The organism is Pedococcus aerophilus, assembly GCF_039532215.1.
Classification (GTDB): Bacteria; Actinomycetota; Actinomycetes; order Actinomycetales; family Dermatophilaceae; genus Pedococcus; species Pedococcus aerophilus.
The window spans coordinates 299,707-315,061 of sequence record NZ_BAAARN010000001.1; the positions used below are offsets into that span (position 1 = coordinate 299,707).

A 15,355-nucleotide genomic window follows, 5' to 3' on the forward strand; every position below is an offset into this window, starting at 1 on the left:
TTTCGAGCCGTGGCCACCAGCATCTACATCGCCGGCACCGAAGCCCAGTCCGGCAAGTCGGCGGTGGCCGTCGGGCTGCTCGACCAGCTCAGTCGTCGCGCGGGGCGGGTCGGGGTGTTCCGGCCCATCGTCCGCGCCGGCGTGCCGGACGAGCTGGTCCGGACCCTGCTGTCCCAGCTGCCGGGGGACCTGACGGTCGGGCAGGCCTGCGGCGTCACGTATGACGACCTGCACGCCTCGCCCGACCGTGCGATGGGCACCATCGTGGACCGGTTCCACGAGGTGGCCCGCGACCTCGACGTCGTCCTCGTCGTGGGCTCCGACTTCACGGACGTGTCGGCGCCCACCGAGTTCTCGGTCAACGCCGCCGTCGCGGCCAACCTCGGCTCCCGGTTGCTCCTCGTCGTCCCTGCCCAGGGGCACGATGCCGGGGAGGTGGCCACGACCGCCGAGATGGCGGTGACCGCGGCGCGGGAGGCGCACGCCCACGTCACGGGGGTGGTCGCCAACCAGGTCGACCCAGCCCACCTCGAAGCGACGGCATCGGCCGTCTCGGACCGGGTGGGGGTGCCCGTCCAGGCGCTGCCGGAGACCCCGCTGCTGCGGGCACCCACGGTCAAGGACCTCATGGACGCCTGCTCCGGGCGCCTCGTCCACGGCGAGGCGGCCTTCCTCGACCGTGAGTGCACCGGCCTCGTCGTGGCGGCGATGACCATGCCGCACGTCCTCGACCGCCTGGTCGACGGTGGCGTCGTCATCGTCCCGGGGGACCGGGAGGACGTCGTCCTCGGTGTCCTGCTGGCCCACCGGTCGAAGACCTTCCCGACGCTGTCCGGCATCGTCCTCAACGGTGGCTTCCCCCTGACCCCCCAGGTGCAGCGGCTGATCGAGGGGCTGGACGTCGTGCTGCCGGTCATCGCCACGGACGGCGGCACGATGACGACCGCCACCCGGCTCGGCGCCGCCCGCGGGCGGCTCACGCCGGAGTCGACCCGCAAGCTCGAGGCCGCCGTCGCGATGGTCGAGCGCGGCCTCGACGCCGAGGCGCTGCTCGGCCCGGTCGCCGCGGCCGGCGCTGGAACGGTGACCCCGCTGATGTTCGAGCACCGACTCGTGGACGAGGCCCGGGCTGCCCACGCCCACATCGTCCTGCCCGAGGGCGCCGAGGACCGCATCCTGCTGGCGGCCGACACCGTGCTGGGGCGGGGGATCGCCCGGATCACGTTGCTGGGCGACGAGGAGACGATCCGGGCCAATGCTGCCCGCCTCGGTGTCGACATCGGCGCCGCCGACATCGTCGACCCCGGCAGCAGCAGCCTGCGCGAGGGGTTCGCGGCCGACTACGCCCGCCTGCGCGCGCACAAGGGCGTCACCCTCGACCAGGCCCGCGACCGTGTCGTGGACCCGTCGTACTTCGGCACGATGATGGTCCACCAGGGGTTGGCCGACGGCATGGTCTCGGGCTGCATCACGACCACGGCCCACACCATCCGGCCCGCGCTGGAGATCGTCCGCACCGCTCCCGACGTCTCGGTGGTGTCGAGCGTCTTCCTCATGTGCCTGGCCGACCGCGTCCTCGTCTACGGCGACTGCGCGGTCAACCCGGACCCGACGGCGGAGCAGCTCGCCGACATCGCCATCTCCTCGGCGCGGACGGCCCAGCAGTTCGGGATCGAGCCTCGCGTCGCGATGCTGTCCTACTCGACGGGGGAGTCGGGCAGCGGCGCAGACGTCGACAAGGTTCGCGCGGCGACGGCCCTGGTCCACGAGCGGGCGCCCGAGCTGCTCGTCGAGGGCCCGATCCAGTACGACGCCGCCGTCGACCTGGCCGTCGCCGCGACCAAGCTCAAGGACAGCCCGGTGGCCGGACGGGCCACGGTGCTGGTCTTCCCCGACCTCAACACCGGCAACAACACGTACAAGGCGGTCCAGCGCAGCGCGTCCGCCGTCGCGATCGGCCCGGTCATGCAGGGGCTCAACCAGCCGGTCAACGACCTGTCCCGGGGCGCCCTGGTCCGCGACATCGTCAACACCATCGCCATCACCGCGATCCAGGCCGGTGCCCGGTGACCGGCACCCGCACGGTGCTGGTCGTCAACGCCGGGTCGTCCTCCCTGAAGTACCAGGTGCTCGACGCCGTCACCGGCGCAACGGCGGCGACCGGGATCGTCGAACGCATCGGTGGCGCCGCCCACCTGGGCCACACCCACGACGGGCAGACGCACGAGCAGGACGTCATCGCAGGCGACCATCGCGAGGCGCTCGTGGCAGCCCGGTCGGCGTTGCGCGAGCACGGCCCCGACCTCGACGCCGTCGGCCTGTTCGCCGTGGGGCACCGCGTCGTCCACGGCGGGCCCCGCTTCACCGAGCCGGTCGTCATCGACGACGACGTCATCGACGCGATCGAGGAGCTCGTCCCGCTCGCCCCGCTGCACAACCCGGCCAACCTCGAGGGCATCCGCAGCGCCCGGAAGTCCTTCCCCGGCGTCCCGCAGGTGGCCGTCTTCGACACCGCCTTCCACCAGACCCTGCCGCCCGAGGCGTTCACGTATGCCGTGCCCGCCGCCTGGCGCGACGAGCACCGGGTGCGCCGCTACGGCTTCCACGGCACGTCCCACCGCTTCGTCTCCCGCCGCACCGCCGAGCTCCTCGGCAAGGACCCTGCGGACTGCGCCGTCATCGTGCTGCACCTCGGCAACGGTGCGAGCGCCTGCGCGGTCGAGGCCGGCCGGAGCATCGACACCTCCATGGGCCTGTCCCCGCTCGAGGGCCTGGTCATGGGGACGCGGTCCGGCGACGTGGACCCGGCGCTGGGCGCCTACCTGGAGCGGGTCGCGGGACTGGACGCGGCGGCATACGACGAGGCACTGAACAAGGCCAGCGGCCTGCTGGGGCTGGCCGGGATCGCCGACCTGCGCGAGCTCGACGCGCGCCGGGAGGCGGGCGACCCCGATGCCGCTCTCGCCTTCGACGTCATGGTCTACCGGCTGCGCAAGTACGTCGGGGCGTATGCCGTCGCCCTCGGCCACGTCGACGCCATCGCCTTCACCGGTGGCATCGGCGAGAACAGCGCCGGCGTCCGGGCCGCCGTGCTCGAGGGCCTGGGGGTGCTGGGCGTCGAGCTGGACACCGACGCGAACTCCCATGGCGAACGCGAGCGGCGGGTGACGACGGACGGCAGCCGGGTCGCCGCCTGGGTCGTGCCGACCGACGAGGAGCTCGAGATCGCGCGGGCCTGCCTGTCCGTCCTGGGGGACGAGCGGGCCTGATGCCGCCCACGCATAGGGTGCTCGCGTGAGCACTCTCTACCGCGGCGGCTTCGTCTACTCACCCATCGACCCCTTCGCCAACGCGATGGTCGTCGACGACGCGACGGGCACCATCGCCTGGATCGGCGGCGACGACGCCTCGGCCGTCCACGGTGACGCGGTGGACCGGGTCGTGGAGCTCGACGGCGCCCTGGTGACGCCGGCGTTCGTGGACTCCCACGCCCACCTCTCCCAGACGGGGGCGGGCCTGCGCGGCGTCGACCTCGGCACCACCCGCAGCGTCGCCGAGGCCCTGTCGCGCATCGAGGACGCCGCCCGGCGCCAGCAGGGCCGCCCCGTCTACGCCCCCAACTGGGACCAGGGCCGGTGGGCCGAACGCCGCGCCGTCACCGGTGCCGAGCTCGACCGCGCCACCTACGGGGGAGCCGTCTACTCACCCCGCATCGACGGCCACTCCGCCGTCATCTCCTCGTCCCTCGCGGCCGCCTCCGGCGCTCGCGACCTGCCCGGCTGGGAGGGCGACGGGCTCGTCACCCGCGAGGCGCACCACGCCGCCCGGGTGGCGTTCGCCGACGCCGTCACCCCCGCGCAGCGCCGCGCCGACATCGACCTCGCCCTGCAGACCGCGGCTGCTGCGGGCATCGGCCTCGTGCAGGAGAACGGCGGCCCGGTCCTGTCCAGCGCCGACGACTTCGCCGACGTGCTGGCGGCGGGGGAGCGGGGCGACGGACCGCAGACGCTCGGCTACTGGGCCGAGCTGGTCGCCGACGAGCAGCAGGCCCGCGACCTCGCGACCCTGCACGGCGCCCACGGCCTCGCCGGCGACCTCAACATCGACGGCTCGATCGGCTCGCGCACGGCCCACCTGCGGTCCGACTACACCGACCTCGCGGGCCACACCGGCAACGCCTACCTGTCCGTCGCCCAGGTCCGCGACCACGTCGCCGCCTGCTCGCTCGCTGGCCTCCAGGCCGGGTTCCACGTCATCGGCGACGCCGGGGTCGACACCGTCGTCGAGGGGTTCGAGGCCGCCGCCGAGCTCGTCGGCGCACCCGTCGTGGCACGGTCCCGCCACCGCCTCGAGCACCTCGAGATGGTCGACCCGGCCCAGATCGCCCGACTCGTGCGGCTCGGCGTGGGCGCGAGCGTCCAGCCCGCGTTCGACGCCTTCTGGGGCGGCACGGACGCCATGTATGCAGCGCGGCTGGGTGCCGACCGCGTCGTCGGTGACGCCCCGATGAATCCCTTCGCCTCCATGCTCGCGGCGGGGATGACCGTGGCCTTCGGATCGGACTCGCCGGTCACGCCGTTCGCCCCGTGGGAGGCCGTCCGCGCCTGCATCGCCCACCACGACGAGCGCCAGCGCATCTCGGCCCGCTCGGCCTTCCTCGCGCACACCCGGGGTGGCTGGCGCGCGGCCGGCTTCGACGACCGCGGCTACCTCGACCTCGGCCTGCCGGCGACGTTCGCGATCTGGAAGGTCGGCGACCTCGTCGTGCAGGCCCCCGACGACCGCATCCAGACCTGGAGCACCGACCCGCGTTCGGGCACGCCCGGCCTGCCGGACCTGTCTCCCGGCGAGGCTGCGCCCCAGTGCCTGCGCACCGTCGTCCGCGGCCGCACGGTCTTCGACGCCGGCGCCTTCCCCGCCTGAGAGGCCGCAGCCCGGAGCCCACAGCCCGTAGTCTTTGAGCGGTCCGGCGGACCAGGACCCGTCAGACCACGCAAAGATCCGGGCAACAGCAGGATTTCCGGCTGTGCCCGTATGTGGCCGGAGATCCTGCGCTCCGCTGCTAGATTTGCGCCGTGTCTTCACGTGCCAAGCCCCTGCTGGACCTCGACCCCGCCACCGTCCGCCAGGCCCGCGCCCTCGCGCGCAAGGCCGGCCGGCCCGTGGTCAAGCTGGCCCAGAGCCACACGACCGTGTCGGTCGAGCGCGCCACGCTGCGCCTCGCCGGCCTCTCGGGTGCCGACCACGAGCGGGTTCCGTGGGTCAACCACCTCGTCGACGCCGTCCGGGCCGAGGTCGGCCTCGAGCACGGGGTCACCACCCCGGTCTACGACGCGCTGCGCAGGGGAGAGGCGCCCGACCTGCTGACCCTGGCCCAGAAGGCGGCCAGCGGCTCGGTGCAGTTCCGGCTCCCGGAGGGCCGTGAGACCACCCGCGCCCAGGCCCTCGCGCGACGCGAGGTGAGCCGCGGCATACGCACCATCGACAAGCAGCGCGCCAACCGGGACCGGCTGATCAAGCGCCACGGCGACCCCGAGCAGCGCCCGTGGATCTACCTCATCGTCGCCACCGGCGACATCTACGAGGACATCCCGCAGGCGCAGAACGCCGCACGCGAGGGGGCCGACATCATCGCGGTGATCCGCTCCACGGGGCAGTCGCTGCTCGACTACGTCCCCGAGGGCGCCACCCGCGAGGGGTATGCCGGCACGTACGCCACGCAGGAGAACTTCCGCCTGATGCGCGCCGCCCTGGACGAGACCTCCAAGGAGCTCGGCCGCTACATCCGGCTCACCAACTACGCGTCCGGTCTGTGCATGCCCGAGATCGCCACGCTCGCCGGGCTCGAGCGGCTCGACATGATGCTCAACGACTCGATGTACGGGATCCTCTTCCGCGACATCAACCCGATCCGCACGTTCGTCGACCAGCGGTTCAGCCGCCAGATCCACGCCCGCGCCGGGATCATCATCAACACCGGCGAGGACAACTACCTCACCACAGCCGACGCCGTCGAGGCCGCGCACACCGTCACGGTGAGCCAGCTGCTCAACGAGTACTTCGCCAAGGAGGCCGGGCTCGAGGACTGGCAGCTCGGCCTCGGCCACGCCTTCGAGATCAACCCCGAGCTCCCCGACTCCTTCCGTATGGAGCTCGCCCACGCCCTGCTCGCGCGCCAGCTCTTCCCTGACGCACCGCTGAAGTGGATGCCGCCGACCAAGCACATGACCGGCGACGTCTTCCGCGGGTACCTGCTCGACGGGTTCTTCAACCTCGTCGGCGCCATGACCGGTCAGGGCATCCTGCTCGTCGGCATGATGACCGAGGCGGTCGTCACGCCGTTCCTGTCCGACCGTGACCTCGCTCTGCAGAACGTCCGCTACGTCCTCAACGCCGCCGGAGGCCTGACCGAGGACTTCCACCCGCCGCGCGACGGGTTCATCCAGACCCGGGCCAGGCAGGTGCTCGGCGACGCGATCGACCTGCTCACCGACATCACCGCCGAGCCCGGCAGGGCGCCGCTGCTCGAGGCCATCGCCGACGGCACCTTCGGCCTGATGAAGCGCCCGGCCGACCGGGGCAAGGGCCTCGACGGCGTGGTCGTCCGGGCAGACGACTACGACAACCCGGCCAGCACGATGCTCGAGGAGGGCTCGAACCGATGAGTGCGTCCACCACCGACAGCGCCATGCCGCTCGAGCCCATGCCCGACGCGACGCGCGCGGCCGCCGGCAAGGCCAAGAAGCAGCCCGACATCGTCCGCCCCTACGGCGACACCACCGGCGACGGCATGGTCCAGGTGTCCTTCACCCTGCCCGTTCCGCACGACAAGCGGGCCGAGGGTGCGGCCCTGCAGCTCGCCGAGAAGATGGGCCTCAAGCCGGCCCTGCTCGTCCACGCCAAGGCGATGGGTCCCGACTTCACCTTCTTCGTCGTCTACGGCAGCGTCACCCACCTCGTCGACCTGCGGGACGTGACCGTCGTCGAGCGCGAGTTCCCGCTGCTCAGCCCTACCGAGGTCAACAAGGCGATCAAGTCCCGCCTGCGCCGCAAGCTCGTGGTCGTCGGCGCCTGCATCGGCACCGACGCCCACACGGTCGGCATCGACGCGATCCTCAACATCAAGGGCTTCGCGGGGGAGAAGGGCCTGGAGTACTACCGCGAGGTCAAGGTCGTGAACCTCGGCGCGCAGGTCCTCGTCCCCGAGCTCGTCGAGCGCGCCCGCGCCGAGAAGGCCGACGCCGTCATGGTCAGCCAGGTCGTGACCCAGCGCGACGCCCACATCCACAACACGACGACGATGAGTGCCGCGTTCCGCGAGGCCTACCCCGCGGGTCAGGTGCCGCTGCTCGTCGTCGGCGGCCCGCGCTTCGAGGAGGGATCGGCGCCCACGCTCGGGGTCGACCGCATCTTCGGCCGCGGCACCACCCCCGGCGAGGTGGCCAGCTACCTCGTCCACGCCCTCGCCCAGCCGTCGTCGCGCAAGGAGAAGCCATGACCACGCCCCAGACCACCGGCGCCACGGTCGGCCGCACCGTCACCCACCGTCGCTACGTCCCGTACAGCCACGCGCACTACGCCGGGAACCTCGTCGACGGCGCGTACTCGCTCGCCGCGTTCGGTGACGTCGCCACCGAGATGTGCATCGTCACCGACGGCGACGAGGGCCTGTTCGCCTCCTACTCCGACGTGCAGTTCAGGGCGCCGGTCCGCGCCGGTGACGTCATCGAGATCGAGGCCCGCCTCGTCCGGGTCGGCACCCGCAGCCGCGAGATGGACTTCGAGGTCCGGGTCGTGGGCCGGGGCGCTCCCGAGCGCGGCGAGTCCAGCGCCGACGTCCTCGACCCTCCACTGGTGGCCACCACCGCCCGCGGTGTGGTCGTCGTGCCCCCGTCACCGACCGACAGCTGAGACCCGTGTCGGCGTGTCTCGCGCGACACGCCGACCGCTCGTCGATTCGCTACTCCACGAACAGTTCTCGCCGTGCGGGCTGACCTGCGCAATGGCGACTTCCCGCCACGAACGGTGTCTTGACAGTCCTTCTGACGCCGGTAGGTTTGCCCACGGTCGTCCACCCGACGAGCCGTCCGCGAGGGGGAATCCGCGCAGGGGATGGACTCACTGACCGGTGGCTAGCGCGCGCAGCCACCGCCAGCCAGCAGTGAGGTCCTGACTCGAGCAGGGGCCCGACTCGAGGCGGTGGGGGACGGCGGCACGGCCCGTGCGCCTAGTAGACAACAGCAGGTTGTCGGCATCCAGCCGACCCCCTGCTGGTCCCAACGGCAGCACGGGCCGTGCCGTGTCCTACCGTGGTGTGGTGCCGACGTCCTCCCGCTCACGGGTCACCTCCGTCCTGGTGCTGGTGCTCGCCGCGGTCTCCGGCCTCGCCACCGCCTACGCCTTCCCGACGCACGACGTCTGGTGGCTCGCGCCGGTCGGTGTCGCCCTGCTCTCCGCGGCCACCGTGGGCCGCGGGTGGCGCCTGGCCGCCCTCGCCGGACTCGCCCACGGACTCGGCTTCTTCCTGCCCACGCTGTCCTGGTCGGGGATCTACGTCGGCAACCTGCCGTGGATCGCCCTGTCGACGTTGGAGGCCCTCTACATCGCCGCGATGTGCGCGGTCACCGCGGTCGTCCAGCGCCCCCTCGCGCACACCCGCCTGCGTCCCCTGGCGCATGCCGTCGTCCCCCTGGCCTGGGTGCTCCAGGAGTGGGCCCGTGGCACCACCCCCTTCGGGGGCTTCCCCTGGGCCCGGCTCGCCTTCAGCCAGGCCGACAGCCCGCTGGCCCCGTTCGCCCGCTTCGGGGGGGCCCCGGGCCTGACCTTCGCGGTCGCGGCTCTCGGCGTCCTGCTGCACGTCGCGGTCGCGACCGTGGTCCGACGGGTCCTCGCGGCGCGATCGACGCAGCGGCAGGGCAGCAGCCCCACCGCGGTGCTGCCGGCGGCGCAGCCGGTGCTCGGCGCCGTACTCGTCGCGCTCGCCCTGGCTCCGCTGGGACTGGCCCTGGCCACCACCCCGCCCACCGACGGACGCAGGGTGTCGGTGCTGTTCGTGCAGGGCAACGTCCCGAAGCCGGGGCTCGACTTCAACTCCGAGCGCCGCAAGGTCCTCGACAACCACGTCCAGGGCACCCTCGCCGCCGCCACCCGCAACCCCGAGCCGCCGAGCCTGGTCGTCTGGCCCGAGAACGCCTCCGACATCGACCCGCTGCGCAACCTCGACGCCGCTGCGGACGTCCGCCTGGCGGTCGAGACGATCAAGGCCCCGCTGCTGCTCGGTGCCGTCCTCATCGGTCCGGGGGAGTACGTCTCCAACGCCAGCCTGTTCTACCTGCCCGGCAGCAATGAGCCGCAGCGCTACGTCAAGCAGCACCCCGTGCCGTTCGCCGAGTACATCCCCTACCGCAGCTTCTTCCGGAACTTCAGCGACAAGGTCGACCTGGTCACCCGCGACTTCGCCAAGGGCGACCGGGCAGGCGCCTTCGAAGTGCCCGTCAAGGGCCAGGACCCGTACTGGGTCGTGCCGACGATCTGCTTCGAGGTCGCCTACGACGACCTCATGCGCGACTCGACGCTCCAGGCCGGCAAGCAGGAGAACATCCTCGCCGTGCAGACCAACAACGCGACCTTCGGCTACACCGCGGAGTCCGAGCAGCAGTTCGCGATCAGCCGGATCCGCGCCATCGAGCACGGTCGCTCGGTCGTGCACGTGTCCACCGTCGGCGTCAGCGGCTTCATCAACCCGGACGGAACCTACGTCGACAAGACCGCGTTGTTCACCCCGGCGGCCGAGTTCGGGTCACCCGTGGTCCGCACCGAGGTCACCATCGCCGACCGGCTCGGTCCGGTGCCCGAGTATGCAGCTGCCCTGGCCCTCGTGGCGCTGCTCGCCGTCGGGCGTTGGCAGCGTCGCCGGGACGCTAGGGTCGATGCCGCCGCCACCGATGCCGCGGGGCCGGCCGAGTCACGAAGGGACAGCGTCGTTGTCTGACCAGATCGATCGGGTGCTCGTCTGCATCCCGACCTACAACGAGCGGGAGAACCTGCCGCTCGTCGTGCGCCGCATCCGCGCCGCCGTGCCCACCGCCGACGTCCTCGTCCTCGACGACAACTCGCCCGACGGCACCGGCGACGTGGCCGACGAGCTCGCGGCCCGCGACGACCAGGTCCAGGTGCTGCACCGTGCCGGCAAGCAGGGACTGGGCATGGCCTACCTCGCCGGCTTCCACTGGGGGCTGGACCGCGGCTACGACGCGATCGTCGAGATGGATGCCGACGGGTCGCACCAGCCCGAGCAGCTGCACCGGCTGCTCGAGGCGCTCGGGGACGCCGACCTCGTCATCGGCTCCCGCTGGGTGCGCGGCGGCTCGGTCGTGAACTGGCCGATCCACCGCAAGGCGCTCAGCGTCGGCGGCAACCTCTACACCCGCGCGCTGCTCGGGATGCCCGTGCACGACGCCACCGCCGGCTTCCGCGCCTACCGTGCGGACGCGCTCCGCACGATGGGCCTGAGCCAGGTCGCCTCCCAGGGCTACTGCTTCCAGGTCGACCTCACCCGCCGGGCCGTGCGCCTCGGGCTGCGGGTCACCGAGGTGCCGATCACGTTCGTCGAGCGCGAGATCGGTGACTCCAAGATGAGTGGCGACATCATGCGCGAGTCGCTCCAGCGGATCACGTCCTGGGGCGTGCACCACCGCGCGGACCAGCTGCGCGGCCTGTCCCGTCGCAGGGAGCCCACGTGGCACGAGCTGTAGGCCGGACGCCATACGCGGCTGCGGGGCGGCCACGCCGTCCTCGCTGGCTCGTCGTGGTGTTCGTGGCCCTGCTGGTGGTCCCGGTCCTGGAGATCGCGGCCATCATCGCCGTGGGCAAGGCGATCGGCGGCTGGCAGACGCTCCTGCTCCTGCTCGTGGAGTCGGCGCTCGGCGCCTGGCTCGTGCGCCGCGAGGGTGCCCGCGCCTGGGCGGCGCTCAACACGGCCCTGCGCACCGGTCAGATGCCCAGCCGCCAGCTGTCCGACGCGGCCCTCGTCCTCGTGGGCGGCACGCTGCTGCTCGCTCCTGGCTTCCTCACCGACGTCGTCGGCTTCTTCTTCATCCTGCCCTTCACCCGCCCGTTCGCGCGCACGCTGCTCGAGGCCGCGGTGGCCAAGCGCCTCCTCGGCGGCTTCAGCAGCCGGTGGGGGAGCGGGCCCGGAGGCACGGGTGCTGGCCCCATGGGTCCGGGCGGTACGAGGGGACCGGGTGGGACCGGCCGGGGGCCCGACGTCGTCGACGGCGAGGTCCTCTGAGGACCACTGTCCAGATGCACGACGAAGGGAGGACCCGCNTCAGGCGGTGCGCTTGCGACGCGGCTTCTCACCGCGGGACTCGCGCAGGAGCGTCAGTCGCTCCTCGAGGAGCTCCTCGAGCTCGGGGATGGAGCGACGCTCGAGCAGCATGTCCCAGTGGGTGCGGACGTGCTTGACCTGCTTGGCCTCGGGCTCGGGTCCGTCGACGAGACGGGCCTCCTCGCCGCAACGGCACTCCCAGGTCGGCGGGATCTCCGCCTCGATCGAGAACGGCAGCTCGGTCCGGTGCCCCTGCGGGCACACGTATGCCGTGATCTGACGCTCGCTCGGGACGACGTGGTCGTCGGTCTCGAGGCTGTGTGAAACCATTCGGCTACCGCGGAGGGTGCGCTCTGCCATGGTGGGTTCTCCCAACGTGCGTGGTTCCCAGCCCGCTCTGTCGGGGGCTCGGGATTCGTCAGGGATAACGACATCGACCCCTGCAATGTTCCGACGCCCCGGCGCGTCGCACGGTTGGCGTGCTGTGACTCAGGTCACAGCACGGGTGGTCGCCGCAGGTCAGACGACCTCCGGCACCTCGTTGCCCGCGTCGAGGATGCCCTGCCTCATGTCGACCCGGGACAGCAGCACACCGCCGATGAGGAAGAACACCACGAGCGCCACGATGGCCGGGCGGTAGGAGTCGGTGAGCTGGTAGACGATGCCGAAGGTGAGCGTCCCGAACCAGCTCGTCCCACGCTCCATGGCCTGGTAGAGGCTGAAGAACTCCGCCTCACGGTTCTTGGGGACCAGCTGGCTGTAGAGCGAGCGGCTCAGCGCCTGGGTGCCGCCGAGGACGAGGCCGATCGCGACCCCGAGGGCGAACAACGGGGGGAGGGTCTCCTCGGGGAGGAAGAAGGCGAACACGACCACACCGCTCCACAGCACCAGGCCACCCAGGACGCAGCGCCACGCACCGAACCGACGAGCCAGGAGGCCGAACAGCAGGGCGCCACCGATGCCGACGAACTGCACCATGAGGAACAGCGTGAGCATCGTGGTCTCGGGGAAGCCGAGCTCCCGCTGCCCGTAGAGGCTGGACTGGCCGATGACCGTCTGGATGCCGTCGTTGAAGAACAGGTAGGCCACGAGGAACAACATCGTCTGGGGGAGCAGCCGCAGCTCGCGGAACGTCGAGGCCAGCTGACGCAGGCTGCCGCCGACGATCCCCGCAGTCCGGGCGACCTCGGGGCGTTCGACCCCCCGCAACCGCCACATGCCGATGACCGGGACGAGGGTGAACGCCGCCCACCACAGGCCGGCCATGAGCATGCTCACCCGCACCGCGCCGCCGCGGTCCAGCCCCAGCCGCTCGGGGTTGCTCAGCATGAGGAAGTTCACGGCGAGCAGCAGCCCACCACCGAGGTAGCCCAGCGCCCATCCCCGCGAGGAGACCTTGTCGCGGTCGTCGGGACTGGCGATCCGGCACAAGATCGCGTCGTAGACGACCAGTGAGGCTCCCAGGCTCAGGGTGGCCACGATGAGCAGGACGACTCCGAGCTGCCAGTTGGTCCCCCGGACCAGGGACATCAGGCAGGCCGCCAGCGCGCCCACCCCGGCGAAGGCACCCAGGAGGCGGGCGGGGCGGGGGGAGCGGTCCGCGATGGCTCCCACGAAGATCAGCGCGATCGCCGAGACGATGGTGGCCACCGTGACGGTGAACGGGGCGAGCGAGCCGGGAGAGATGCCGATCCCCAGGACCTGGAGGTTGGTGCGGCACACCTCCCCGTCGGCGAGGTCGGGGCAGGCGGCACTCTCGGCCACGGCCGTGAGGTATGGCGTGAAGAGGACGGTCGCGGTGGTGGTGACGTAGGCGGAGTTCGCCCAGTCGTACCAGTACCAGGACTTGCGGTAGTGCTCGTTCCCCACCCAGGTCGGCTGCTGCTCGACCGCCGCTGTTGTCATGCGTGAAGGGTGGCACAGCGACGTGCGTCACAGATGCGTATTGCTACCCAGAGCGGGCCGCGAGTCGGCCCCGGCGGGGAGCGGACTAGCCCGCGTACTCCCAGTGCCACGGCTCGGGCAGGGAACCGTCCGGCTCGGCCCAGGACGGGTGGAACCACCCGTAGAGCGGCGCGTTCTGCTTCATCCACAGGTGCGCCGATGAGCCGAAGCTCTGGATGCCGCCGCACAGGTCGACCGCACGTCCGAGCCCGTGCTCGCTCGTGCCGGGGGTGGCTGCCCACTTGCCCCGGTCGGCCTTGACCGAGACCTGCTCGGCGTACGACCGGTAGGAGTCGGTGATGCAGATCGGCGACCCGGTGTCCTTCTCGTAGGCGATGCTCATCGCGTTGAAGGCTGCGGCCGCACCGGGGCGCAGGCTCTCGGTCGGGTCGGCGTAGAGCGGGCACAGTCCGGCGACGGGGATGGTGCCGTTGGGGTAGGCCTGCTCGTTGGTGCTGCAGGCCTTGACCGAGCCGTCGGCCTTGACGCCGGGGATCACCATGGCCTTGCGGAGCCGGGCGGTGGCGGCCTTGCCTGCTTCGGTCTCGCTGCCGAGCAGCAGGCCGGCGATGGGACCGATCTTGCTGACCTGGGCAGCGTGCAGCGCGCGGGTGGCCTCGAGCTGCGACTTCTGCTCGGCGATGGCGGCATCGAGCTTCTTCTTGGCCGCGGCGGCAGTCGTGGAGGCCTCCTGCGCCCGTGAGCGCGCCTCGACGGCCTGGACCGCTGCTGCCTGCTGGAGCGCCGTGTGGTCCTCGACCTTGGTGAAGGCCCAGGTCCGCTGGTCACTCAGGTAGGACAGCTGGGCGGCGGCATCGCTGGCCTCGCTGGCGTCCTTCCCGAGGGCCTCGAACAGGAGGCTGACGTCACCCAGGGATCCACCGCCACCGGCGTACGCCTGGTAGGCCCACTGACCCAGGGCCTTGCGGTCCTCGCCCAGCTTGGTGCTCAGGCTCTGGTAGAGCGCGACGTTGCGGTTGGCCTCGGCGACGGCGGTCTGCTCCGCCGTACGGGCCTCGGAGTACTGCTGCAGGAGGGTGTTGGCCTGCTTGGCGTATCGGTCGAGCTTGGTCGCCGACGCGGCGATGGCGGCATTGGACCGGGTCAGGTCAGCGGCGAGGGCATCGGCCTGTGCGACCTGCGCGGCCACCTGGGCCGGGCTGAGGGTCTTCTCGGCAGCCTTGGCCGCCTTGTCCTTGGCCGCCTTGGCCTTGTCCTTGGTGGCCTCGGCCTGACCGGCTTTGTCCTTCGCGGCTGCGGCACTACCGGTGACGACGACGGAACCCGTGGTCGGTGTCGACGACGGGGGCGTCGTTCCCGACGCCTGAGCCGAGGTCCCACCAGCCATCACCACGACCGCCAGTGCGGTCCCGGTGAGTCCGGCGCGCATGCCGAGCCCAACCACGATCTGTCCCAACTCTCGTCCTCGCGCGGCCGAGGTCAGGCGCGCCAATCTTCCTCAACGACCCTAACCACCAGGTCGTCCCCGCCGCCTCGGTCGTTCTGTCGAGAAGATCAACCGTTCGACCGAGTCCCTCGCTCCATGAGGCTGACGACGTGTCCGGTTGCCCCCAGTTGGTGCACCTCGCGGTAGCCCCGCCCGTGGTGGAACGCCAGCGACGGCTCGTTCGGCGGGTCGATGTTCACCTCGAGCACCAGCCGACCCCGTGGGGCGGAGGCAGCCTCCACCGCGTCGTAGACGGCCGACGCCAGTCCGCGTCGTCGGAAGGCGTCGTCGAGCACGATGCGGTCGAGGTAGTCGAAGTCCTCGCCGTACTCCCGGGCGAACCAGCGGTAGTTCTCGGAGTCGTAGTCGCTGCCGGGAGAGAAGACGAGGACGAATCCTGCGACCTGGCCGTCGCACAGGATGACGTCGGCCCGGGACGCCCACCCGCGCAGGAGCTCGAGGCGGTCGGCGTCCAACGGAGACAAGAGCTGCACGTGCCGCTGGTTCAGGTCCAGGACAGCCGGGACGTCCGCGTCGGCGATGGGTCGGAGCAGGGCGGAGCGGTCCATGACCGTTGAGTCTGCCACCCCGTGACATCTGTCACGGGTCCGGTGCCGCGGTCCTGCATACCGTGC

General features: G+C 71.6%; 13 protein-coding genes. 9 read left to right on the forward strand and 4 right to left on the reverse strand.

The genetic code is table 11. From position 1 onward, the window contains the following. Positions 1-9 precede the first annotated feature (9 nt). From pta to ABD286_RS01420, 9 genes are all read left to right on the forward strand, one after another. A complete protein-coding gene (gene pta, locus ABD286_RS01380) occupies positions 10-2,070 on the forward strand; it encodes a phosphate acetyltransferase (RefSeq protein WP_344189534.1) in 2,061 nt (686 codons plus the stop codon). Then, positions 2,067-3,269: an acetate/propionate family kinase gene (locus tag ABD286_RS01385; protein WP_344189536.1), complete on the forward strand. Its 1,203-nt coding sequence runs from the start codon at positions 2,067-2,069 to the stop codon at positions 3,267-3,269. Before pta ends, ABD286_RS01385 begins: the two co-directional genes overlap by 4 nt. Positions 3,270-3,294: 25 nt before the next feature. Next, positions 3,295-4,923 carry an amidohydrolase gene (locus ABD286_RS01390; RefSeq protein ID WP_344189538.1) on the forward strand — a complete coding sequence of 543 codons (1,629 nt, stop codon included), beginning with the start codon at positions 3,295-3,297 and terminating at the stop codon, positions 4,921-4,923. 152 nt (positions 4,924-5,075) lie between these two features. Next, positions 5,076-6,665 carry a lysine 5,6-aminomutase subunit alpha gene (gene kamD, locus ABD286_RS01395; RefSeq protein WP_344189540.1) on the forward strand — a complete coding sequence of 530 codons (1,590 nt, stop codon included), beginning with the start codon at positions 5,076-5,078 and terminating at the stop codon, positions 6,663-6,665. Then, on the forward strand, positions 6,662-7,498 hold the full coding sequence (gene kamE / locus ABD286_RS01400) for a lysine 5,6-aminomutase subunit beta (RefSeq protein WP_344189542.1): 837 nt from the start codon (positions 6,662-6,664) through the stop codon (positions 7,496-7,498). Before kamD ends, kamE begins: the two co-directional genes overlap by 4 nt. Beyond that, a complete protein-coding gene (kal, locus tag ABD286_RS01405) occupies positions 7,495-7,911 on the forward strand; it encodes a 3-aminobutyryl-CoA ammonia lyase (RefSeq protein ID WP_344189544.1) in 417 nt (138 codons plus the stop codon). The genes kamE and kal overlap by 4 nt, the downstream gene beginning before the upstream one ends. A gap of 406 nt (positions 7,912-8,317) precedes the next feature. Further along, entirely contained in the window at positions 8,318-9,991 is a 1,674-nt protein-coding gene (gene lnt, locus ABD286_RS01410; protein ID WP_344189546.1) for an apolipoprotein N-acyltransferase, read from the forward strand. Beyond that, the gene (locus ABD286_RS01415) at positions 9,945-10,754 is read left to right on the forward strand and encodes a polyprenol monophosphomannose synthase (protein ID WP_425565348.1); all 810 of its coding nucleotides are present in this window, start codon (positions 9,945-9,947) and stop codon (positions 10,752-10,754) included. The genes lnt and ABD286_RS01415 overlap by 47 nt, the downstream gene beginning before the upstream one ends. Continuing rightward, positions 10,739-11,290, forward strand: a complete 552-nt coding sequence (locus tag ABD286_RS01420) for an FxsA family protein (protein WP_344189550.1) — start codon at positions 10,739-10,741, stop codon at positions 11,288-11,290. Before ABD286_RS01415 ends, ABD286_RS01420 begins: the two co-directional genes overlap by 16 nt. Before the next feature lie 39 nt (positions 11,291-11,329). Here ABD286_RS01420 and ABD286_RS01425 read toward each other — a convergent pair whose 3' ends face one another. From ABD286_RS01425 to ABD286_RS01440, 4 genes are all read right to left on the reverse strand, one after another. Then, positions 11,330-11,689, reverse strand: coding sequence for an RNA polymerase-binding protein RbpA (locus tag ABD286_RS01425; protein ID WP_091782338.1), 360 nt, complete (start codon positions 11,687-11,689; stop codon positions 11,330-11,332). 159 nt (positions 11,690-11,848) lie between these two features. Continuing rightward, positions 11,849-13,234 (reverse strand): MFS transporter, encoded by a 1,386-nt coding sequence (locus ABD286_RS01430; RefSeq protein WP_344189553.1) that lies wholly within the window; start codon positions 13,232-13,234, stop codon positions 11,849-11,851. A gap of 85 nt (positions 13,235-13,319) precedes the next feature. Next, a complete protein-coding gene (locus tag ABD286_RS01435; RefSeq protein ID WP_344189555.1) occupies positions 13,320-14,663 on the reverse strand; it encodes a M15 family metallopeptidase in 1,344 nt (447 codons plus the stop codon). A 125-nt stretch (positions 14,664-14,788) separates the two neighbouring features. Continuing rightward, a complete protein-coding gene (locus ABD286_RS01440) occupies positions 14,789-15,289 on the reverse strand; it encodes a GNAT family N-acetyltransferase (protein ID WP_344189557.1) in 501 nt (166 codons plus the stop codon). Positions 15,290-15,355: the final 66 nt, after the last annotated feature.

What these genes read in the sequence shown, in the direction of transcription:
- kal (WP_344189544.1), top strand. Translation starts at nt 7,495, where the DNA reads ATGACCACGCCCCAGACCACCGGCGCCACGGTCGGCCGCACCGTCACC.
- ABD286_RS01415 (WP_425565348.1), top strand. Translation starts at nt 9,945, where the DNA reads ATGCCGCGGGGCCGGCCGAGTCACGAAGGGACAGCGTCGTTGTCTGAC.
- ABD286_RS01435 (WP_344189555.1), bottom strand. Translation starts at nt 14,663, where the DNA reads ATGCGCGCCGGACTCACCGGGACCGCACTGGCGGTCGTGGTGATGGCT.
- ABD286_RS01430 (WP_344189553.1), bottom strand. Translation starts at nt 13,234, where the DNA reads ATGACAACAGCGGCGGTCGAGCAGCAGCCGACCTGGGTGGGGAACGAG.
- ABD286_RS01440 (WP_344189557.1), bottom strand. Translation starts at nt 15,289, where the DNA reads ATGGACCGCTCCGCCCTGCTCCGACCCATCGCCGACGCGGACGTCCCG.
- kamE (WP_344189542.1), top strand. Translation starts at nt 6,662, where the DNA reads ATGAGTGCGTCCACCACCGACAGCGCCATGCCGCTCGAGCCCATGCCC.
- ABD286_RS01425 (WP_091782338.1), bottom strand. Translation starts at nt 11,689, where the DNA reads ATGGCAGAGCGCACCCTCCGCGGTAGCCGAATGGTTTCACACAGCCTC.